Origin of the sequence: Mycolicibacterium psychrotolerans (assembly GCF_010729305.1) — a bacterium.
GTDB lineage: Bacteria > Actinomycetota > Actinomycetes > Mycobacteriales > Mycobacteriaceae > Mycobacterium > Mycobacterium psychrotolerans.
In genome coordinates, this window is the sequence record NZ_AP022574.1 from 5,493,691 (window position 1) to 5,513,952 (window position 20,262).

At 69.6% G+C, this 20,262-nt stretch carries 19 protein-coding genes and 1 pseudogene; 12 read left to right on the forward strand and 8 right to left on the reverse strand.

Features of this window, described 5'->3' with window-relative positions; translation table 11 throughout:
- The first annotated feature begins 28 nt into the window (after positions 1-28).
- The 4 genes from G6N45_RS26445 (at position 29) to G6N45_RS26460 (ending at position 4,946) form a co-directional block, all read left to right on the forward strand.
- A complete protein-coding gene (locus G6N45_RS26445; protein WP_163726968.1) occupies positions 29-1,693 on the forward strand; it encodes an NAD(P)/FAD-dependent oxidoreductase in 1,665 nt (554 codons plus the stop codon).
- A gap of 94 nt (positions 1,694-1,787) precedes the next feature.
- Positions 1,788-3,248, forward strand: a complete 1,461-nt coding sequence (locus G6N45_RS26450) for an ATP-binding protein (RefSeq protein ID WP_163726971.1) — start codon at positions 1,788-1,790, stop codon at positions 3,246-3,248.
- Entirely contained in the window at positions 3,245-4,072 is an 828-nt protein-coding gene (locus tag G6N45_RS26455) for an LLM class F420-dependent oxidoreductase (RefSeq protein ID WP_163726974.1), read from the forward strand. The genes G6N45_RS26450 and G6N45_RS26455 overlap by 4 nt, the downstream gene beginning before the upstream one ends.
- A 19-nt stretch (positions 4,073-4,091) precedes the next feature.
- Positions 4,092-4,946 (forward strand): LLM class F420-dependent oxidoreductase, encoded by an 855-nt coding sequence (locus G6N45_RS26460; protein ID WP_163726977.1) that lies wholly within the window; start codon positions 4,092-4,094, stop codon positions 4,944-4,946.
- Here G6N45_RS26460 and G6N45_RS26465 read toward each other — a convergent pair.
- Positions 4,937-5,605 carry an LpqN/LpqT family lipoprotein gene (locus G6N45_RS26465; protein WP_163726981.1) on the reverse strand — a complete coding sequence of 223 codons (669 nt, stop codon included), beginning with the start codon at positions 5,603-5,605 and terminating at the stop codon, positions 4,937-4,939. The genes G6N45_RS26460 and G6N45_RS26465 overlap by 10 nt on opposite strands.
- A 92-nt stretch (positions 5,606-5,697) precedes the next feature.
- Here G6N45_RS26465 and rfbB point away from each other — a divergent pair, with 92 nt between their 5' ends.
- Both rfbB and rfbC read left to right on the forward strand, forming a co-directional pair.
- Complete coding sequence (rfbB, locus tag G6N45_RS26470) at positions 5,698-6,693, forward strand: dTDP-glucose 4,6-dehydratase (protein ID WP_163726987.1); 996 nt, start codon at positions 5,698-5,700, stop codon at positions 6,691-6,693.
- Positions 6,690-7,310: a dTDP-4-dehydrorhamnose 3,5-epimerase gene (rfbC, locus tag G6N45_RS26475; RefSeq protein WP_163726991.1), complete on the forward strand. Its 621-nt coding sequence runs from the start codon at positions 6,690-6,692 to the stop codon at positions 7,308-7,310. Before rfbB ends, rfbC begins: the two co-directional genes overlap by 4 nt.
- Positions 7,311-7,416: 106 nt before the next feature.
- On the opposite strand, the pseudogene G6N45_RS28270 reads toward rfbC, so the two are convergent.
- A pseudogene (locus G6N45_RS28270) lies at positions 7,417-8,232 on the reverse strand (copper resistance D family protein); the annotation flags it as partial.
- Between the two features lie 147 nt (positions 8,233-8,379).
- Between G6N45_RS28270 and G6N45_RS26485 the strand changes: the two are divergent.
- From G6N45_RS26485 to mmsB, 4 genes are all read left to right on the forward strand, one after another.
- Positions 8,380-8,628 carry a hypothetical protein gene (locus G6N45_RS26485; RefSeq protein ID WP_163726998.1) on the forward strand — a complete coding sequence of 83 codons (249 nt, stop codon included), beginning with the start codon at positions 8,380-8,382 and terminating at the stop codon, positions 8,626-8,628.
- Positions 8,629-8,981: 353 nt separating this feature from the next.
- On the forward strand, positions 8,982-10,502 hold the full coding sequence (locus tag G6N45_RS26490; protein WP_163727001.1) for a CoA-acylating methylmalonate-semialdehyde dehydrogenase: 1,521 nt from the start codon (positions 8,982-8,984) through the stop codon (positions 10,500-10,502).
- 5 nt (positions 10,503-10,507) lie between these two features.
- A complete protein-coding gene (locus G6N45_RS26495; protein WP_163727003.1) occupies positions 10,508-11,671 on the forward strand; it encodes an acyl-CoA dehydrogenase family protein in 1,164 nt (387 codons plus the stop codon).
- A 13-nt stretch (positions 11,672-11,684) separates the two neighbouring features.
- On the forward strand, positions 11,685-12,557 hold the full coding sequence (mmsB, locus tag G6N45_RS26500; protein WP_163727006.1) for a 3-hydroxyisobutyrate dehydrogenase: 873 nt from the start codon (positions 11,685-11,687) through the stop codon (positions 12,555-12,557).
- A gap of 4 nt (positions 12,558-12,561) precedes the next feature.
- Here mmsB and G6N45_RS26505 read toward each other — a convergent pair whose 3' ends face one another.
- Positions 12,562-13,311 carry an HAD family hydrolase gene (locus G6N45_RS26505; protein WP_179965246.1) on the reverse strand — a complete coding sequence of 250 codons (750 nt, stop codon included), beginning with the start codon at positions 13,309-13,311 and terminating at the stop codon, positions 12,562-12,564.
- Positions 13,312-13,417: 106 nt separating this feature from the next.
- On the opposite strand from G6N45_RS26505, the gene G6N45_RS26510 reads away from it, so the two are divergent.
- Positions 13,418-14,089 (forward strand): response regulator, encoded by a 672-nt coding sequence (locus G6N45_RS26510; protein WP_057151111.1) that lies wholly within the window; start codon positions 13,418-13,420, stop codon positions 14,087-14,089.
- On the forward strand, positions 14,086-15,300 hold the full coding sequence (locus tag G6N45_RS26515; protein ID WP_057151112.1) for a GAF domain-containing sensor histidine kinase: 1,215 nt from the start codon (positions 14,086-14,088) through the stop codon (positions 15,298-15,300). The genes G6N45_RS26510 and G6N45_RS26515 overlap by 4 nt, the downstream gene beginning before the upstream one ends.
- 80 nt (positions 15,301-15,380) lie before the next feature.
- Here G6N45_RS26515 and G6N45_RS26520 read toward each other — a convergent pair whose 3' ends face one another.
- From G6N45_RS26520 to G6N45_RS26540, 5 genes are read right to left on the reverse strand one after another with little or no spacing between them, the layout of a single operon-like run.
- Positions 15,381-15,884 carry a MarR family transcriptional regulator gene (locus tag G6N45_RS26520; RefSeq protein ID WP_057151113.1) on the reverse strand — a complete coding sequence of 168 codons (504 nt, stop codon included), beginning with the start codon at positions 15,882-15,884 and terminating at the stop codon, positions 15,381-15,383.
- A gap of 8 nt (positions 15,885-15,892) precedes the next feature.
- Positions 15,893-16,918 carry a pyridoxal phosphate-dependent aminotransferase gene (locus G6N45_RS26525; protein WP_163727009.1) on the reverse strand — a complete coding sequence of 342 codons (1,026 nt, stop codon included), beginning with the start codon at positions 16,916-16,918 and terminating at the stop codon, positions 15,893-15,895.
- The gene (locus tag G6N45_RS26530) at positions 16,918-17,940 is read right to left on the reverse strand and encodes a 3-oxoacyl-ACP synthase III family protein (protein ID WP_163727011.1); all 1,023 of its coding nucleotides are present in this window, start codon (positions 17,938-17,940) and stop codon (positions 16,918-16,920) included. Before G6N45_RS26530 ends, G6N45_RS26525 begins: the two co-directional genes overlap by 1 nt.
- 7 nt (positions 17,941-17,947) lie before the next feature.
- Positions 17,948-18,598, reverse strand: coding sequence for an SRPBCC family protein (locus G6N45_RS26535; RefSeq protein ID WP_163727014.1), 651 nt, complete (start codon positions 18,596-18,598; stop codon positions 17,948-17,950).
- Complete coding sequence (locus G6N45_RS26540) at positions 18,579-20,225, reverse strand: thiamine pyrophosphate-binding protein (protein WP_163727017.1); 1,647 nt, start codon at positions 20,223-20,225, stop codon at positions 18,579-18,581. Before G6N45_RS26540 ends, G6N45_RS26535 begins: the two co-directional genes overlap by 20 nt.
- Between the last annotated feature and the right edge of the window lie 37 nt (positions 20,226-20,262).

Below are 20,262 nucleotides of genomic sequence, written 5' to 3' on the forward strand. Positions count from 1 at the left end.
CTGGACAGCGGGCGCATAATTGGTCACGATGACAGGCCCTGCCGCAGCGCCCCGTAAACCCGTGATCCTGACCGTCGACGACGACCCCGCGGTCTCCCGCGCGGTAGCCCGCGACCTTCGCCGCCACTACGGTGAGAAGTTCCGTATCGTCCGCGCCGAATCGGGTCCCGACGCGCTGGAAACGCTCAACGAACTCAAGCTGCGCGGCGAGACCGTCGCGGTGTTCGTCGCCGACTACCGGATGCCGCAGATGAGTGGCATCGAGTTCCTCGAGGCCGCGATGGACATCTTCCCGATGGCGCGCCGCGTGCTGCTCACCGCGTACGCCGACACCCACGCCGCCATCGACGCGATCAACGTCGTCGACCTCGACCACTATCTGCTCAAGCCGTGGGATCCGCCGGAGGAGAAGCTCTACCCGGTCATCGACGCGCTGATCGAGGCCTGGCGTGCCACCGGCGAACGCGCGATCCCGCACACGAAGATCATCGGTCACCCCTGGAACGCCCGGTCCTCCGAGGTGCGCGAATTCCTCGCCCGGAATCGCTTGTACTACAGCTGGTTCCGATCCGACGAGCCCAAGGGTGCGGCGCTGCTCGAGGCCGCTGGCCAAGACGGGATGACGCTGCCGGTGGTGATCACCGAGCAGGGCGAGACGCTGATCGACCCCACCGACGCCGAGCTGGCCGCCACGCTGGGACTGACCACCACACCGTCGGGCGACTTCTACGACCTGGTGGTAATCGGCGGCGGTCCGGCGGGGCTGGCCGCGGCGGTGTACGGCGCGTCCGAGGGCCTCAAGACGGTGCTGATCGAGCGCACCGCCACCGGCGGGCAGGCCGGCCAGAGCTCCCGCATCGAGAACTACCTCGGTTTCCCCGACGGCCTGTCCGGTGCGCAGCTCGCCGAACGGGCCCGCCGCCAGGCGGAGAAGTTCGACGCCGAGCTGATCACCGCCGCCGAGGTCGTCGCCCTCGAGGTCGACGGTGTCGCCCGCACGGTGCATCTGTCCGACGGTCGCGCCATCGGCACCCGGGCGGTCATCCTGGCGATGGGCGTGGAGTACCGGCAGCTGCCCGCGGACGGATGCGCGGATCTGACCGGGGCCGGGGTCTACTACGGCGCGACGACGTCGGTGGCCTCCGAATGCGACGACGACGAGGTCTACGTCATCGGCGGCGCGAACTCGGCCGGTCAGGCCGCGATGTACCTGTCGCGCACCGCGAAGTCGGTGACCCTGGTGATCCGGCGCACGCTCGAGGACTCCATGTCGCACTACCTGATCCAGCAGATCCGGGCGCGCGACAACATCAAGGAGATGCCGAACACCGTCGTCCACGCGGTGAAGGGCGACGGCCACCTGGAGGGCATCTGCCTGGAGCACACCGACACGGGTGAGCGCGAGGAGTTCGCGTGCGGGCGCATGTTCATCTTCATCGGCGCCGAACCCCGCACCGACTGGCTCGACGGTGTGGTGGTCCGTGACGACCACGGGTTCATCGTCGCCGGTCCGGACCTGCGCGACATCAGCGGCTGGACGCTGGATCGCCCGCCGCACCACCTGGAGACGAGCGTGCCCGGCGTCTTCGTGGCCGGCGACGTCCGCGCCGAGTCGGCCAAACGGGTGGCCGCAGCCGTCGGCGAGGGGTCGATGGCCGTCATGCTCGTGCACCGCTACCTGGCCGAGACCTAGGCCTACACCGGGGCAGCCTCTGGGCGGAATCAACACCGGGCGATACGCGTTTCATTACTTCACTGCCGATCAGGGCACCACGGAAGGATCCGACATGGGCGAGAAATGCCTTCCCGACGAGTTGCGCACGCTGTTCCTCTTCGAGGCCCTCAACGACGAACAGCTCGCGACGCTGTGCGCCAACGGCCACATCGCCACCTTCGAGCCGGGGCCGATCCACACCGAGGGTGACCCCGCGACCTGCTTCTACGTGCTGATCGACGGTGAGCTCGTGATGTCGAAGCGCTCGGGCGGCGTGGACATCGAGACCAACCGCACCTCTCAGCGCGGCGTGTACTGCGGCGCGTGGTCTGCCTACATCCCGGGTGAGGAGCACGTCTATCAGGCATCGGTGCGGGTCACCCGGCCGTCGCGGTTCTTCGTACTCGATGCGAACGCGTTCGCCGAGTTCATGCAGAAGGAATTCCCGATGGCGGTGCACCTGCTGGAGGGGCACATGGTCGGCGGGCTGCGCCAGCGCCAGATCCTCGGGCAGCGGGAGAAGCTGCTCGCCCTCGGTCAGCTGTCGGCGGGCCTGACCCATCAGCTCAACAACCCGGCCGGCGCGACGGCGCGCGCGGTGGCCGACCTGCGCGAAGGCGTGGGCAAGATGCGGCACAAACTCGCGATGCTCGCCGACGGCAAGTTCACCCCGGCCGCGCTCAAGGTGCTGGTGAGTATCCAGGACGAGGTGGCCGAGCAGGTGGCCAAGTCGAAGTCCCAGGAGCTCACCGCGCTGGAGACCTCCGATCGCGAAGACCAGATCGGCGACTGGCTCGACGAGCACGGCATCGCCAGCGCCTGGGACTACGCGCCGACGTTCGTCGAGGCGGGCCTGGACGTGGATTGGCTGGAGCGGGTGGAGGCGTCCATCGACGACGTCGACTGCTCGGCCACCCTGCCCGGGGCGATCGGCTGGCTGAAGTACACGATCGACACCGAGCTGCTGATGAACCAGATCGCCGAGGCGAGCAAGCGGATCTCGGCGCTGCTGGCCGGCGCCAAGCAGTACTCGCAGATGGACCGCGCGGAGTACCAGAGCGCCAATGTGCACGAGCTGCTGTTCAGCACGATCAAGACGATCTTCGGCGACAAGCTCGGTAAGGACAAACCGGTCGCGCTGCACTGGGAGAAGGACACGACGCTGCCCGAACTCCTCTGCTATCCGGGCGATCTGAACCAGGTGTGGACGAACATCATCGACAACGCGATCCAGGCGATGAACGGCCACGGCAACCTGACGATCCGGACGATGCGGGAGAACGAGACCACCGTGCGGGTGGAGATCTGCGACGACGGCCCGGGTATCCCCGAGGACATCGTGGAGCGGATCTTCACGCCGTTCTTCACCACCAAGCCGTTCGGCGAGGGCACCGGCCTTGGCCTGGACCTGGCGTGGCGCATCGTCGTGGAGAAGCATCACGGCAACCTGTCGGTGCAGTCGCGGCCCGGGGACACCCGGTTCATCGTGTGCCTGCCGCTGCAGGCACCCGCCCCGGCGGAGGCGAGCGCGTGAAGCCCGCGCTGGGCCGGTTCGGATCGTTCGGCCGCGGCGTCACGCCGGCGCAGGCCGCCGAGATCGAGGCACTCGGCTACGGCGCCGTCTGGGTCGGCGGCTCCCCGCCCGCGGAACTCGACTGGGTGGAGCCGCTGCTGGAGGCGACCACCACGCTGCAGGTGGCCACCGGCATCGTGAACATCTGGACCGCCGCGCCAGGCGCCGTCGCCGAGTCCTTCCACCGCATCCAGGCCGCGTATCCGGACCGCTTCGTGCTGGGCATCGGCGTCGGCCACCCCGAGGCGCACCAGGAGTACCGCAAGCCGATCGACGCGCTCACCGAGTACCTCGACAAGCTCGACGAATACGGGGTGCCCCGGCACCGGCGCGTGGTGGCTGCGCTCGGCCCCAAGGTGTTGCAGCTGTCGGCGGCGCGCTCGGCAGGTGCGCACCCGTACCTGACGACCCCGGAACACACCGCCCGCGCCCGCGAGCTGATCGGGCCGGAGGCGTTGTTGGCGCCGGAGCACAAGGTGGTTCTCACGACCGATCCCGAGCGCGCCAGGGAGGTCGGCCGCAGGGCCCTGGCCATCTACCTGAACCTGGCCAACTACGTGAACAACTGGAAGCGACTCGGCTTCGATGATCAAGACGTCGCGAAACCGGGTAGTGATCGACTGGTGGATGCCGTGGTCGCCTACGGCACCGCCGACCAGATCGCCGCGCGCCTGACCGAACATCTCGACGCCGGCGCCGACCACGTGCCCGTGCAGGTGTTGACGTCGGCGGACGAGGTGGTCGGCGCGCTGGCCGACCTGGCCGGTCCACTGGGACTGACATGAACCGATGCGAGGAGCAGAAATGACCGAAGGTCCGTCGCTCAAGCCCGCTCTGGGGCGCTTCGGCGTGTGGACCGGCGCGCCGGTCACGCCCGAGCAGGCCGCCGACATCGAGAAGCTCGGCTACGGCACGGTGTGGGTGGGCGCCTCGCCGGCCGCCGACCTGGCGTTCGTCGAACCCATCCTGGAGAAGACCGAGACGCTGCAGGTGGCCACCGGCATCGTCAACATCTGGACCGCCGACGCGAGCGAGGTGGCCGACTCCTACCACCGCATCGAGAAGGCGTTCCCCGGCCGGTTCCTGCTCGGCGTCGGCGTCGGCCATCCCGAACACACCCAGCAGTACACCAAGCCGTACCAGGCGCTGGTCGACTACCTCGATGTGCTCGACACCGCCAAGGTGCCCACGAGCCGTCGGGTTCTCGCCGCGCTCGGACCCAAGGTGCTCAAGCTGGCCGCACAGCGCAGCGCGGGGGCCCACCCGTATCTGACCACTCCGGTGCACACCGGCCAGTCTCGCGAACTGCTGGGCCCCACCGTGCTTCTCGCGCCGGAGCACAAGGTGGTGCTGACCGACGACGCGGAGAAGGCCCGCGAGATCGGCCGCCAGACGGTGGACTTCTACCTCGGCCTGTCGAACTACGTGAACAACTGGAAGCGGCTCGGGTTCACCGACGAGGACCTCGAACGGCCCGGCAGCGACCGCTTCATCGACGCCGTCATCGCATACGGCTCGCCGGACCAGATCGCCGCCCGCTTGACCGAGCATCTTCAGGCCGGCGCCGACCACGTCGCGATTCAGGTGCTCGGCGGCGCCGACGAACTGTTGTCGACGCTCGAGGAGCTGGCCGGCCCGTTGGGCCTGGATCAGGGCTGAATCGTCGTCTGTTCGTCGATCAGCGTCATCGCCTTCACCAGCGCCGACTGCTGATCGACCGGTCCCTGCGCGTCGAGCGCGAGCAGGTAGACGTTCTCGGGCGCCGTGATCACGACCGTCTTGCGCGCGACGAACGTCTGGGCGCCGTCGATGGTCGCGGTCCCGGCGATCTGCACCGCGTCGAAGCCGCCGAGGGTGCTCGGTCGGCCCGTCGTGGGACCGTCCCACCCGGGCGCCCGCGTCACCGCCGTCGGCGCGTACTCGAGCAGCTTGGCCACGTCGACGTCACCGTCCAGCCGCGCCATCCGCGCGATGATCGCCGGCGGGTTCGGCGTCTGTCCCCCGGCCTGCAGGTAGATGGCGCCGTAGGCGTCCGGCGGGGTGTCGCGGCCGACGTTCGCCCAGCCGGGTGGCATCGGCAGGTTCAGTTGCGGTGCCCCCGGGTCGCCGCGCTTGACCATCGTCTGCCGGATGTTCTTCTGCCTCAGGTACTCGGCGATGGTGAGCTTCGCCCCGGTCGATGACGTGGTGCTCGCCGGCGCCGACGATGACGCGGCCGACGGTGGCGACGTGGCGGAGTCGGTCTTCTCGCCCGACCCGCAGCCGGTCAGCCCGATCGTCACCGCCGCGACTACACAGATCAGTGCCGGTGTGCGCATGTCGTGTTCCCCTTCGTCACGCTGCCGTCGGTGACAGCAGACCACAGACGGCGGCCGGTCAAGATCGATTGCGCCCGATAGGGTCAACAGTCATGCGATTGCTGGTCACCGGAGGCGCCGGCTTCATCGGCGCCAACTTCGTCCATGCCACGGTGCGGGAATGCCGCGACGTGCGTGTCACGGTGCTCGACGCGTTCACCTACGCGGGTAGCCGCGAGTCGTTGGCCCCGGTGCACGACGACGTGCGGTTGGTCGAAGGCGACATCACCGACGCCGCGCTCGTCGAGAAGCTCGTCACCGAGTCCGACGCCGTCGTGCACTTCGCCGCCGAGACCCACGTCGACAACGCCCTGGCCGACCCGGAACCGTTCGTCCGGTCGAACGTGCTGGGCACCTTCACGGTGCTCGAAGCGGTGCGGCGCAACAATGTTCGGCTGCACCACATCTCGACAGACGAGGTGTACGGCGACCTGCCGCTGGGCGATCCGGTCCGATTCACCGAGGCGACGCCGTACAACCCGTCGAGCCCGTACTCGTCGACCAAGGCCGCCTCCGACATGCTGGTGCGCGCCTGGGTGCGCTCCTACGGCGTGGCCGCGACACTGTCGAACTGCTCGAACAACTACGGCCCGTATCAGCATGTGGAGAAGTTCATCCCGCGCCAGATAACCAACATCCTGACCGGGCGTCGGCCCAGGCTCTACGGGGCCGGGGCCAACGTTCGCGACTGGATCCACGTCGAGGACCACAACAGCGCGGTGTGGCGCATCCTGACCGACGGCGCGATCGGCCGCACATATCTGATCGGCGCCGATGGTGAGCGGGACAACTTGACGGTGATGCGCACGATCCTTCGGCTGATGGACCGGTCCCCCGACGACTTTGACCACGTCACCGATCGCGCCGGGCACGACCTGCGGTATGCGATCGACCCGTCGCCGCTGCGCGACGAGCTGGGCTGGGCCCCGTCGCACACCGACTTCGAGGCGGGGTTGCGCGACACCATCGCGTGGTACCGGGACAACGAATCCTGGTGGGCGCCTTTGAAGGACGCGGTGGAGGCGCGCTACCGGGTGCGTGAGGGATGAGGGTGCGCGAACTCGCCGTCACCGGCGCGTGGGAGCTGACGCCGGCGGTGCACGCCGATTCGCGCGGCGCGTTCTTCGAATGGTTCACCGATGCGGAGTTCACCGCGATGACCGGGCACCGGCTGGATCTGCGGCAGGCCAACTGTTCGGTCTCGCGGGCCGGGGTGCTGCGCGGCGTGCATTTCGCGCAGGTTCCGCCGGGCCAGGCCAAGTACGTGACGTGCGTGCGGGGCGCGGTGTACGACGTGGCAGTCGACATCCGGGTCGGCTCAGCCACGTTCGGCAGCTGGGACGCGGTGCGGCTGGACGACCAGACGCACCGGGCCGTCTACCTGTCCGAGGGGCTGGGCCACGCTTTCCTTGCGTTGCAGGATGATTCGGTGGTGACCTATCTGTGTTCCGCCGGGTACGACCCGGCGCGCGAGCACACCGTCAACGCGCTTGACCAGGCACTGGGCATCGATTGGCCGTTCGACGGCGAACTCATCCTGTCCGACCGCGACCGGGCGGCGCCGTCGCTGGCGCAGGTGCGCGAGGCCGGGCTGCTGCCGACGTTCGAGGAGGCCCGGGAGTTCGTGTCGGGACTCGGGTCCCGGCCCACAGCGCCGCCGCGGTGAGCGCGACAAGGACGGCGCCGCAACCGAACACCGTGAGATCGAAGGGGCCGGCCGCCGCGCCGCCGGCCTGGCTGCGGGCCGACCCGCGCAGGAACGGCACGACGGTCAGGATCGCGATGGCGACCGCCGACTCGGCGGCGACCACCGCCGGGAAGTGGTGTACGGCCACCCGGAGTGCCGTCCGGGTGTCGCCGTCGGCCTGCGCGGCGCGGATGCGAGGCAACAGCACTCGGGTGTTGTAGGCACCCGCTGCCAGCAGCGCGCCGACGAGCACGAGCTTGAGGGACAGGTGCCGCCCGTACGGCGTGGTCAACAGCTGCGCCGGCGAGCCGACATGCGTCCATGCGAGCCACGCCCCGGAGACGATCATCGCACCGACGCACCACAGCGCCAGCACGCTGAAACGTTCCCACGTCCGCGCCCAGTCGCGGGTGGTGTCATCGGCGTCGGTTGGGCCACGCCGGCAGAGCAGGCCCGCGGCAGCGAGCACGACCAGGCCCCCGACCCAGATCAGCGCCCCGAGGACATGGGTGGCGGTGAGCAGCGTGCGCGGCAGACCGCTGAGGGACGACGGCACCGCCGGAACGAGCGCGCCGAGAGCACCGGCGAGCGCGGTGCCACCCGCCAGCCACCGCGACGGCCGGCACCGCAACAGGACGAGACCGGCCACGGCCACCGCGAACATCGCGGCCTGACCCGGGGACGGCGTCCGCGCGGTGCAGAACTGGAGCACCGCGCCGCCCGTCAGCACCACCGCGGCAGGCACCGCCAGCGTGCGTATCCGCGCTGCGACGGGGCCGTCGCGCACGGCCAGGAACGCCACCCCGATGCCGATGGCCACCGGGAGTGACGCGGCGAGTGTGAACAGGACCGCGGTGAGGACCTCGATCAGCGTCGGATCGGGCGGGACGGTGCCGGGCATGGTCCTCGACGGTAGGAACCGGGGATGAGAGCGGCGTTTGTGCCGGCTGTGAATCGCTGTGCATCACCGGATAGCACAGCAGTGAACCGAATGGCACGGTCATTCGTTTACTCTTTGTAGGGGGTCCATCCGCCGGAGGTATCGAACATGTTCGACGCGACCCGCTCACTCGTCTTCGCTACCGCAGCAATGCTGACGCTGGGCTTCGGCACCCCCATCGCCAATGCCGACCCGCCAGCACCCGGCTCCGTGTGCGGCCCCGACAAGGTGATTACGTCCATCAACACCTGTGAGCCGCTCAACTCATCGTGCACGGGGTATGACGGCATGCTGATTGGGCGAGTGGCTGCTGACGGGCGATGCGTGATTCCGGGGCTCGACGGCACTCGGTGGTAGCTGGAGAGTGCCGGTAGTCCGAAGCAGAGAGATGACCGCACGACCGCCCGTACGTGGACTACCTCGCTGCCGCTGGCATGTGCACAAGGCCGCTGGCATGTGCACAAGATCGCCAAGCAGGTCGGTATGACACTTCGGGGGTTTCCCGCGCCCTGGCCAGAATCGCGGAGGGCCGCGATACCGGCTATGCATCCGGCGTCTAAATGTGACTAGGCGGCAGTGCGTCCACCCTTCACGCCGCCGACGTACGTCGAAACGCTAGTTCGAAGGTCCGACAGGTCCTCACACCTCTTGCCAGAGCCCGCGCCGGATTACTAGGATATGCAAGTATCGACCAGTTGGAAGGCACCAGCATGACCACACGTATCCCGCACTTCATCGACGGCAAGCGCAACGAGCTGGCCTCCACCCGGACGGCCGACGTGATGAATCCCAGCACCGGCGAGGTGCAGGCCCAGGTGCTGCTCGCCAGCGCCGCCGACGTCGACACCGCGGTGGCCTCGGCGGTCGAGGCACAGAAGCAGTGGGCCGCCTGGAACCCTCAACGCCGCGCCCGCGTGATGATGAAGTTCATCGAACTGGTCAACGCGAACACCGACGAGCTGGCCGAACTGCTCAGCATCGAACACGGCAAGACCGTCGCCGACTCCAAGGGCGACATCCAGCGCGGCATCGAGGTGATCGAGTTCGCCATCGGGATCCCGCATCTGCTCAAGGGGGAATTCACCGAGGGCGCCGGCTCCGGCATCGACGTGTACTCGATCCGCCAGCCCCTCGGCGTCGTCGCCGGCATCACGCCGTTCAACTTCCCCGCGATGATCCCGCTGTGGAAGGCGGGTCCCGCGCTGGCATGCGGAAACGCGTTCATCCTCAAGCCTTCCGAGCGCGATCCCTCGGTGCCGCTGCGGCTGGCCGAGCTGTTCCTGGAAGCCGGCCTGCCCGCCGGGGTGTTCCAGGTCGTGCAGGGCGACAAGGAGGCCGTCGACGCGATCCTCACCCACCCCGACATCCAGGCCGTCGGCTTCGTCGGCAGCTCCGACATCGCGCAGTACATCTACGCCACCGCTGCCGCCAACGGGAAGCGCTCGCAGTGCTTCGGCGGCGCCAAGAACCACATGATCGTGCTGCCCGACGCCGACCTCGACCAGGCCGTCGACGCACTGATCGGCGCGGGGTACGGCAGCGCGGGTGAGCGCTGCATGGCGATCAGCGTCGCCGTGCCGGTGGGCAAGGAGACCGCGGACCGGCTTCGAAACCGCCTCGTCGAACGCATCAACCAACTCCGCGTCGGCCACAGCCTGGACCCGAAGGCCGACTACGGCCCCCTGGTCACCGCCGCCGCCCTCGAGCGCGTCAAGAGCTACATCGCCCAGGGCGTGGACGCCGGCGCCGATCTCGTGGTCGACGGCCGCGAGCGGACCACCGACGAACTCAGCTTCGACGACCAGAGCCTCGAAAGTGGCTACTTCATCGGGCCCACGCTGTTCGACCACGTCACCTCGGACATGAGCATCTACACCGACGAGATCTTCGGCCCGGTGCTGTGCATCGTGCGCGCCGCCGATTACGAAGAGGCCCTGAGCCTTCCGACCAAGCACGAATACGGCAACGGCGTGGCGATCTTCACCCGCGACGGTGACGCCGCCCGCGATTTCGTGTCCCGGGTGCAGGTCGGCATGGTCGGGGTCAACGTGCCGATCCCGGTTCCGGTGGCCTACCACACGTTCGGCGGCTGGAAGCGGTCCGGCTTCGGCGACCTCAACCAGCACGGCCCCGCCTCGATCCAGTTCTACACCAAGGTCAAGACCGTCACCGAGCGCTGGCCGTCCGGCATCAAGGATGGCGCGGAGTTCGTCATCCCCACCATGAAATAGCACCGGTGGACCTCATCAGTCTCGACGCCGACGACCGGGTGATCGCCGAGACGGCGGCCGCCTTCGCCGAGAAACGGCTGGCGCCTTACGCATTGGAGTGGGACGAGACGCACCACTTCCCCACCGAGGTGCTGCGCGAAGCGGCTGAACTGGGCATGGCCGCGATCTACTGTCGCGAAGACGTCGGCGGCAGCGGGTTGCGGCGCATCGACGCCGTGCGCATCTTCGAGATGCTCGCAACCGCCGACCCGACCGTCGCCGCGTTCCTGTCGATCCACAACATGTGCGCCTGGATGGTGGACAGCTTCGGCACCGAGGAGCAGCGAAAGACGTGGGTGCCGCGACTGGCGTCGATGGACGCGATCGCCAGCTACTGCCTCACCGAACCCGGCGCAGGCTCGGACGCAGGGGCGTTGCGCACCAAGGCAGTTCGGTCCGGCGACGAATGGGTGCTCGACGGGGTCAAACAGTTCATCTCCGGCGCCGGCGCGTCCGACGTCTACATCGTGATGGCGCGCACCGGAGCTGAGGGGCCGAAAGGCATCTCGGCGTTCGTCGTCGAGAAGGACGCACCGGGGCTGAGTTTCGGCGCCGAAGAACAGAAAATGGGCTGGAACGCCCAACCCACCCGGCAGGTGATCCTCGACGGCGCCCGGGTGCCTGCCGAGGCGATGCTCGGCGGAACCGACGGCGAGGGCGCCGGCTTCGGCATCGCGATGAAGGGCCTCAACGGTGGCCGCATCAACATCGCCGCCTGCTCGCTGGGCGGCGCCCAGACGGCCTACGACAAGGCCGTCGGCTATCTGGCCGACCGGCAGGCGTTCGGGGGTGCGCTACTCGACGAGCCGACGATCCGGTTCACGCTCGCTGACATGGCCACCTCGCTGGAGACCTCGCGCATGATGCTGTGGCGGGCCGCGACCGCACTCGACGACGACCACCCCGACCGGGTGGAGTTGTGTGCGATGGCCAAGCGGTACGTCACCGACGCGTGCTTCGATGTCGCCGACCAGGCGCTGCAGTTGCACGGCGGTTACGGCTATCTGCGCGAATACGGGCTGGAGAAGATCGTCCGCGACCTGCGGGTGCATCGAATCCTGGAGGGCACCAACGAAATCATGCGCGTGGTGATCGGGCGGGCAGCCGCCGCCCGGGCCCGCGCCTCATGACGGGAGAGCTCAGATGACGACGATCGCGTTCCTGGGATTGGGCAACATGGGCGGGCCGATGGCGGCGAACCTGGTGGCCGCAGGGCACACCGTGCACGGGTTCGACCCGGTGGTCACGCTGCGCGACGCCGCGGCGGAAAAGGGTGCGGCGGTGTACACCAGCGGCGCCGAGGCGGCCGCCGGCGCCGACGTGGTGATCACGTCCCTCCCCAACGGTGACATCGTCAAGGCCGCGTACGCCGAGGTGCTGCCGGTCGCCAAGGACGGTGCCCTGCTGATCGACACCTCGACGATCTCCGTCGACGACGCCCGCACGATCCATGCCCAGGCCGGCGAGCGCGGGCTCGCACAGATCGACGCGCCGGTGTCGGGCGGTATCAAGGGAGCCACGGCCGGCACGCTGGCGTTCATGCTCGGCGGCACCAAAGAGGCAGTCGACGCCGCCCGACCGGTACTGGAACCCATGGCGGGCAAGATCATTCACTGCGGAGACTCGGGGGCCGGGCAGGCCGCCAAGCTGTGCAACAACATGGTGCTCGCGGTGCAGCAGATCGCGATCGGTGAAGCGTTCGTGCTGGCCGAAAAGCTCGGCCTGCCCGCGCAGTCGCTGTTCGACGTGATCACCGGGGCGACCGGGAACTGCTGGGCGGTGCACACCAACTGCCCTGTGCCGGGCCCGGTTCCGGCCTCACCGGCCAACAACGATTTCAAGCCGGGGTTCGCGACCGCGTTGATGAACAAGGATCTCGGGTTGGCGATGGCCGCGGTGGCGTCGACGGGGTCGTCGGCTCCGCTGGGCAGCCACGCCGCCGAGATCTACCGGAGCTTCAACGAGGACCACGCCGACAAGGACTTCAGCGCGGTCATCGAGATGCTGCGCGGCTGAGGGATCAGGCGGCGGTGACCGGGTGCGCGACGCGCCACTGGTCGCGCACCCGCTGACAGTCGACGACGCGCAGCGGGGCGGCCTCGGCGGTGGCACCCGTCAGCACCGTCGGCAGGCCTGCGGCCGCGGCCATGCGCTGACTGGCCGGCGACCCCGCGAACGCGAGCGCCTCCTGCGGGGCGGCGCCCAACTCGGCCAGGGCAGCCCCGTAAAGATCGGTGCGGGGTGCGTCGTCCGCAGTGACGATCGCCGCGACGACGCCCTCGCCGACGAGCTGACGCACCAGCGGCTCGACCCAGGAGTGGGTGCCCGAGCTGACGATGCCGACACTGATCCCGGCCGCGTAGGCCTCGGTGATCAGATCCACCACACCCGCCCGGGCGGTGATGTCGGCGTCGAGGATCGTCTCGGCCACGATCATGTCCTTGGTCGCGCAGATCTCGTCGACCAGCAGTTCGGCGAGCACGTCGCACTCGGAGCTGACCCCCCGTTTGCGCAGCTCCGCGGCCACCCGGCGGCGCTCGTCACTGAGCGCCATCAGCTGCCGGTAGCGCGCCTCGGACCACACGATGTCCAGGCCGAGCTCGGCGAACGCCTTGTTGAAGGCCGGCCGGTGACCGGCGCACTCGATGTCGGCGATCGCGTCGAGGTCGAACACGACCGCGCGCAGCGACGGCACTGTGGCGTCGCTGGGGCGCGGCCAGTCCCACCAGAATCGACCGGCTCGCCATGCCTTCTGCTGCGTGGGCTGCATGACGAGAATCGTGTCTCACGTCACATGCTGTCCGCCTCCCCCATGTGGGGGATTCGCCGCGCCAACTTGGCCGGAAGCGGCGGGGTGCGCCTCTAAGGTGAGGGCCATGACCACCCGTCTGGATCGCGAACCGGTGCGGATCGTGCTGGTCGACGACCACGAGATGGTCATCGAGGGACTCAAGGCGATGCTCGCCGCGTTCGACAGCAGGGTGACCGTCGTCGGGCAGGCGGTCGGCGCCGACAAGGTGATGAGCGTGGTCGCCGACCTCGACCCCGACATCGTGCTGTGTGATGTCCGGATGCAGGGCTCCAGCGGGCTGGACGTCTGCCAGCAGCTGCGCCAGCGCGACCCCGACCGGCGGGTGGTGATGCTGTCGGTCTACGACGACGAGCAGTACCTGTTCCAGGCCCTGCGCGTCGGCGCGTCGGGGTATCTGCTCAAGAGCATCAGCAGCGAGGAGCTGGTGCGCCAATTGGAGTTCGTGCACAGCGGTGCGACCGCGATCGACCCGGGCATGGCCGCCCGCGCGGTGGACACCGCGGCCCGGCTGCAGCGCGACGAGTTCTGGCCCGGCGCGCGGCAGGGCCTCACCCAGCGCGAAAGTGAGATCCTGGCGCTGGTGGTCAACGGGCTCTCGAACCGCGCGATCGCCGCCAAGCTGGTGATCGGCGACGAGACCGTCAAAACCCACCTCAGCTCGATCTACCGCAAGCTCGGCGTCAGCGACCGGACCGGCGCGGTGGCGACCGCTCTGCGCGAAGGCATCTACCAGTGAGCACGCCGTCGCGGGCGGTGCTGACCGCCGACCGGGAACTCGCGCTGCTGCGCGAACTCATCCAGGCAGCGTCGCGCGGCCCCGGCGTCGAGCCACTGGCCGCCGCCGCTGCGCGGATGATCACCGCGGCCACCGACAGCGACGTCTGCTTCGTGCACGTCCTCGACGACACCGAACGCTCGCTGACGCTGGCCGGCGCCACCCCACCGTTCGACTCGGAGGTCGGCAAGATCAGACTGCCGCTGGGACAAGGCATTTCGGGCTGGGTGGCCAGCCATCTGGAACCGGTGGTGATCCGCCGCGACAAGGAGTCCGACCCGCGGTATCTACCATTCCAGTCGCTTCGCGGCCGTGACTTCACCTCGATGGTGTCGGTGCCGATGGAGTCGACGCCCGGCGGGCTGGTCGGCGTGCTCAACGTGCACACCGTGGCCGAGCGTGACTTCGGCGACCGCGACGTCGAACTGCTGCTGGTGATCGGCCGGCTCATCGCCGGGGCCATGCACCAGGCCCGGCTGCACCGGCAGCTGGTGGCCCGCGAACGCGCGCACGAGAACTTCGTCGAGCAGGTGATCGAGGCCCAGGAGATCGAGCGGCGGCGGCTGGCCGGCGACATCCACGACGGCATCTCCCAGCGGCTGGTGACGCTGTCCTACCGGCTCGACGCGGCCGCGCAGGCGGCGAAGTCGCCCGACGACCGCGCCGCACTCACCGAGCAGCTCGACCGAGCCCGCGAGCTGGCCGAGCTGACGCTGCAGGAAGCCCGCGCCGCGATCAGCGGTCTACGGCCCCCGGTGCTCGACGACCTCGGGCTCTCCGGCGGGCTGGCCAGCCTGGCCCGGTCCATCCCGCAGATCGGCATCGACGTGGATCTGGCCGACACCCGGCTGCCCGATCACATCGAGCTCGCGCTGTACCGGATCGCCCAGGAGTGTCTGCAGAACGTCGTCAAGCACGCCGACGCGACGCGGGCCCGGTTGACCTTCTCGCTGGACCGCGGCCCGCACGGTGACGTCGCCCGGCTCGAGATCGTCGACGACGGAGTCGGTTTCGACACCCTGGAGCGTCCGCTGGGCAGCGACGAGATGGGCGGCTACGGCCTTTTGTCGATGGCCGAGCGCGCCGAGATCGTCGGCGGCCGGCTCAACATCCGGTCGCGCCCCGGCGCGGGCACCACGGTCACCGCGAGCATCCCGGTGCCTGCCCGCTGAAAGTCGCGTCCCGCCGCGAACGTGCACTCCTCGTCGTGACCGCGCGAACGAAGCTACAAGGAATGCACGTTCGCGAGCGGTCAGAAGTCGCCGGCGCTGTGGCGCAGTGCGCGGATCGACTCGGCCAGCGCGCGCGACTGCGCGTCGGAGACACCGATGTCGGCGAACACGTCGCTGTTGAGCGTGACGGTGGCGTCCTCGACGGTGGAGCGGCCCAGATCGGTCAGCCGGACCAGGGTGGTCCGCCCGTCGGTCGGATGCGGGATCCGCTCGACCAGCCCGTCGGACTCCAGTCGCCGGATCGCGTGGGTGACGCTGGTGACGTGCACCTGCAGCCGGTCGGAGGCCTTCGTGATCGGCAGCGCGCCGGTGCGGCTGAACGCCAGCAGCCGCAGCAGTTCGAACCGCGAGAAGCTGAGGTCGTAGGGCCGCAACGCATTCTCGACGCGGGCCAGCAGGATCTGGTGCGCGCGCATCACCGATGTCACCGCGACCATGCCGTCGGCCACGTCGCCCCAACCGGACTTCTCCCAGTTGGCGCGCGCCGCCGCGATCGGATCCCGTCGCTCCGACTCGCTGGCCACGCCTCTTCTTACCGCATCGCCGCTGCGACGGTGCGGATCACCGCCCGCGTCGAGGCCCGCGAGCCGACGGTGATGCGAACGCCGCCGTCGTCGTACCGGCGTACCAGCAGCCCCGAGCCGTCGAAGGCGTCGCTCCAGCGCACCCGGTCACCGGGCAGGTACACGAAGTTCGCCTGCGCGTCGGTGGTGTACACGCCCATCGCCCGCAGCCGCATCTGCAGCCGCCTGCGTTCGGCCGTGATCGTCCTGATCCGATGCAGCAGTTGGCTTTCCGCCTCATAGGAAGCGACGACGGCTACCAACGCGGGCAGCGACACCCCGAAGGGCAGCTGCATCGCCCACAGCGCGCGGCCCAGCGCAGGTGCGCAGAAGCCGTACCCGACCCGCAGCCCCGCCAGCCCATAAGCTTTCGAGAAGGTGCGCACCACCACGACGTTGCCGAAGCGGCGCACCAGCTCGACCGCGTCGACGCGGTGTTCAGGGGCGAGGAATTCCACGTAGGCCTCGTCGAGCAGCACCACGGTGTCGGCGGGCACCCGCTGCAGAAACCGCTCGAGGGCGCTCACCTGCTCCACCGTGCCCGTCGGATTGTGCGGCCGGCACACCGCCACCACGCGCGCGCCGACCGCGGCGTCGGCCATCGCGTCGAGGTCGTGGTGGCCGTGCCTGTCGAGCGGAACCGTCACCGGCCGCAGCCGCGCCATCCGCGCGAGAATCGGGTAGCCGTCGAACGTCGGCGTCGACGTCACCAGTGTGTCGCCGGGACTGGTCAGCGCATGCAGCACCTGCATCAGCACGCCCGTCGCCCCCTCCCCGATCACCACCTGGTCCGCAGCCACTCCGAGGCGTCCCGCGATGACCGACCGCAGCCGGTGCGGCAGGAAATCGGGATAGCGGTTCAGCGAGTCCACTGACGCGCGTACGGCGGCGCGCACCGCAGGCAGCGGCGGGAACGGATTCTCGTTGAGCGACAACGCACACGGATTCACCGCGTCGGGCAGCACGGTCACGGCCGCGGCGTCGCGCGCGGCCATCAGGGTCGTCCGCCCCACCGCACGGCGGCCGCACCCGCGAAATCACCGGCGTGGGCGAAGGCCCCCATCAGCACGGTGTCCCCGGGCCGCACCTTGCCGTCGGCGACGGCACGGTCGAGGTTCACCGGGATTCCCGCGGCGAACAGGTTGCCGCACTCATCAAAAGTATCGACGTGTCTCGACTCGGGCACCTCGAGCGCCTCCCGCCAGTTGCGCAGGAACACCCGGTTGGGCTGGTTGCTGACGAACAGGTCGATGTCGGAGGGCGCCAGGCCGAGGCGGTCGCAGACGGCGTAGCTCACCTCGGGCACCTGGCGGTTGCCGCGGGCCAGCACCTTGGTGATCTTGGCCTCGGTGAAGCCGATGCACCCCTCACCCGGGCCGGCCTGCCACCACAGCCGCGGCGGGTCGACCGCGATGGTCATGTCGCCGGCGTACTCGCCGTAGGTGCGGCATTCGACGGCGAGGATCGGCGCGGCGTCCGACCGGGCGACCAGGCCGACGGCAGCGCCGTCACCGGGCACGGCGGCCTGCGCCTTGGTCCGGATGGTGGGCTGGTCGAAGATCTGCCCGGCCGCGTTCTGCACGACGGCGATCAGCGCGGTGCGACCCTCCCCGGCGGCCAGCAGTGTGCGGGCCAGACTCATCCCGAGCACGAACGCCGCGCACCCGCCGTTGTGCAGGTCGATCACGTGCCGCGGTTTCATGCCGAGCCGGTGTGCGATCGCACCGCCCGCACCGTAGAACGGCATGTCCGGTAGCTGGGTGTGGGTGATCAGCACGTCCGCGCCGCGGACCATGTCCTCGCCGTGGCGCTCGAGCAGGCCGGCGGCGGCCCGCTCGACCATGTCGGCCGCGGTGGTGCCGGGCGTGACGTGATGGCGGTGCCGCGGCGCGCGGAACATCCGGTTCTCCCGCAGTTCGTCGCTTTCTGCGAACTGCGCGTAGTACTCGGCCCCGATCGGGGCACCCGGCAGATGCACCGACACGTCGAGCAGGCTCACGGGTTCGGTTGTGCTCACGGCGTTCTCATCTCATCCATGCCGGCGTGACCGGCAGCCCGTTGCGGTGCCGGTGCTCGGCGATCGCCTTGAGGTTCGCGAGCTCGAGTTGGTGGCCGGGCCCGAACATGTCCCAGAAGTCACCCACCCACACCGGCCGGCCCGCCGGCGCGGTCTCCGGATAGGGGTTGTGGTCGTAGAACGGGTGGTGACAATTCGTCCACAGCACAACCGAACCGGGCTTGTCGAAGACGACCTGTGCGTCGACGACGCGCATCAGGTAGATCATCCACAGGTGCTTGCCCTGGTCCCATGCGCAGTGGTAGTCGACGGTCATCGCCTCGGGGTGCGCGACGGTGCGGGTGTAGATCGCGCTACCCGGACCGTCGGGGCCCGCGCCCAGCCGGTCGTGGGCGAGCCACAGGCCCGGCTCGTCGGTCGGGGTGAAGCCGCGCAGGCTGTACGTCCACTCCTCCAGACAGCGGGTGTCGGTGAGGTATTCGAACAGTTCGTCGGGCGGACAGTCGATGTAGTCGTTGACCGTGCAGTAGGTGCCGAACACCTGGTCGTGCGGATACACCGACCGCATCCGCTCCATGATCATCGGCGTGGCCTGTTCCTTCGGGGACGTCTCGATGCGGATCAGACCGTCGATCTCGTCAAGCGTGCGCAGCGACATGCGGGGACTCCTTCTGGGTGAGAAACGCCGCGAACGGCGGGATTTCGTCGGGTGAGCATTCGACGGCGACCACCGACGGGCCGTCGCAGGCCAGGGCGGTGCGCAGTGCGGCGGGCAGGTGCTGCGCCGCGTCGACGTCGACGGCGGGCAGCCCGGGGAACATCGCGGCCAGACCGGCGCCCAGCCGGCTCGGCCCGAAGCGGTTCCGGCCGTCGCCGCCCCCGTAGAACAGCTGCTCGCGGGTCACGCACATCGCGTGCGCGTGATTGTCGAAGAGCAGGAAGGTGATCGGCAGCCGGTAGCGCAGCGCGGTGTGGATCTCCATGCCGTGCATGTAGAAGGAACCGTCGCCGGCGATCACGACGGTGCGGCGGCCGCGGTGCGCCACGCTGCCGACGGCCGCACCGAAGCTGTACCCCATGCCGCCCATGCCGAGCGCGACGAGGAACCTGCCGTCGGCCCGCGCGGGCAGGTGGTGGATGGCCGCCGCGCCGATGTTGCCGGCGTCGACGACGATGTCGGCACCGGCAGGCAGGGCGGCGTCGATCGCGTGCAGCGCGGTGCGGTACCGCACTCCGGGACCGCAGGCCGCAGGGGTCGACAACTCGCTGGGCGACAACACCTTTCGCGCATAGTCCGACCTCCGGCCGACGGCGGCGGTGAGCGCAGGCAGTGCGGCGCGCAGGTCGTCGGCGCGGCAGTGCATGGCCGCCACGTACGGCACGGCCGATCCGATCGACAGGGTGGGCACGGCGGCCAGTGCGCCGTCGAGGCCGGCCCGGGCGGTGACGTCCATGCGGGTGCCGATCAGCAGGCAGGCCGTGCTGCGTTCGAGCGCGGCGACCACAGCGGGGTGCCCCATCACCCCTGTGACGGGGGCGCCGGGGGCGACGTCCTTGGCGTCGGGCACCGTGGCCGGCTGCGCACCGAGCGCGTCGCAGAGCAGCCGCAGTTCGGCGCGGGCGTCGTCGCGGGCGACCTGCTCACCGGCGATGACGGCAACCGGCCCCGTGGCGGCCCGCAATGCCCCGACGATGTCGTCCAGGTCGGGGAGCGGTGCGCGCGGGGGGCGGTGCGCGGACAGCCCGACGGTCGGCGACATGACTGCCTGCTGAATGTCCTTGGGCAGCAGGAGCACTGCGGGTCCGCCGGCCGACGCCGCGGTGAACGCGTCGGCCAGCGCGCGCGCGATGTCCTCGGGCCGGGTCACGCGGCGGCAGTACAGCGACACCGCGGAGAACAGCGCCTCGGCGTCGAGGGTGTCGTCGGCGCCGCTGGTGTCCTGGAAGGCGCCGCGGCCGTCGAGCCGGGTCGGGGCCTGCCCGACGAGCGCCAGCACCGGCACCCGGCGGGCCAACGATTCGCCGAGCCCGGGGACGAGGTTCAGGCAGCCGCCGCCCGACGTGGCGGCGACCACGCCGAGCCGGGCTCCGCTGCGGCTGTAGCCGTCCGCCATTGCGGCAGCGCCGAATTCGTGTTTGGCCAGGACGGTGGCGACGTCCTCGCGGCCGGCCGCGGCATCGAAGAGGTCTTCGATGTTGGCGCCGTCGACGCCGAAGAGGTGCCGAACGCCGCGGGCGGCCAGCCGGTCGACGATGTGATCGACCACCCGATACTCCTCGGCCATGCCGCACCACCTTCCTTCACCGGTGACACGACGGCAG

Excerpts from the sequence above, each read along its gene's own strand:
- G6N45_RS26525 (WP_163727009.1), bottom strand. The coding sequence starts at position 16,918 with ATGGCCGCGCGCGACGCCGCGGCCGTGACCGTGCTGCCCGACGCGGTG.
- G6N45_RS26490 (WP_163727001.1), top strand. The coding sequence starts at position 8,982 with ATGACCACACGTATCCCGCACTTCATCGACGGCAAGCGCAACGAGCTG.
- G6N45_RS26510 (WP_057151111.1), top strand. The coding sequence starts at position 13,418 with ATGACCACCCGTCTGGATCGCGAACCGGTGCGGATCGTGCTGGTCGAC.
- rfbB (WP_163726987.1), top strand. The coding sequence starts at position 5,698 with ATGCGATTGCTGGTCACCGGAGGCGCCGGCTTCATCGGCGCCAACTTC.
- G6N45_RS26460 (WP_163726977.1), top strand. The coding sequence starts at position 4,092 with ATGACCGAAGGTCCGTCGCTCAAGCCCGCTCTGGGGCGCTTCGGCGTG.
- G6N45_RS26485 (WP_163726998.1), top strand. The coding sequence starts at position 8,380 with ATGTTCGACGCGACCCGCTCACTCGTCTTCGCTACCGCAGCAATGCTG.
- rfbC (WP_163726991.1), top strand. The coding sequence starts at position 6,690 with ATGAGGGTGCGCGAACTCGCCGTCACCGGCGCGTGGGAGCTGACGCCG.
- G6N45_RS26450 (WP_163726971.1), top strand. The coding sequence starts at position 1,788 with ATGGGCGAGAAATGCCTTCCCGACGAGTTGCGCACGCTGTTCCTCTTC.
- G6N45_RS26535 (WP_163727014.1), bottom strand. The coding sequence starts at position 18,598 with ATGTCGCTGCGCACGCTTGACGAGATCGACGGTCTGATCCGCATCGAG.
- G6N45_RS26540 (WP_163727017.1), bottom strand. The coding sequence starts at position 20,225 with ATGGCCGAGGAGTATCGGGTGGTCGATCACATCGTCGACCGGCTGGCC.
- G6N45_RS26445 (WP_163726968.1), top strand. The coding sequence starts at position 29 with ATGACAGGCCCTGCCGCAGCGCCCCGTAAACCCGTGATCCTGACCGTC.
- mmsB (WP_163727006.1), top strand. The coding sequence starts at position 11,685 with ATGACGACGATCGCGTTCCTGGGATTGGGCAACATGGGCGGGCCGATG.
- G6N45_RS26505 (WP_179965246.1), bottom strand. The coding sequence starts at position 13,311 with ATGCAGCCCACGCAGCAGAAGGCATGGCGAGCCGGTCGATTCTGGTGG.
- G6N45_RS26465 (WP_163726981.1), bottom strand. The coding sequence starts at position 5,605 with ATGCGCACACCGGCACTGATCTGTGTAGTCGCGGCGGTGACGATCGGG.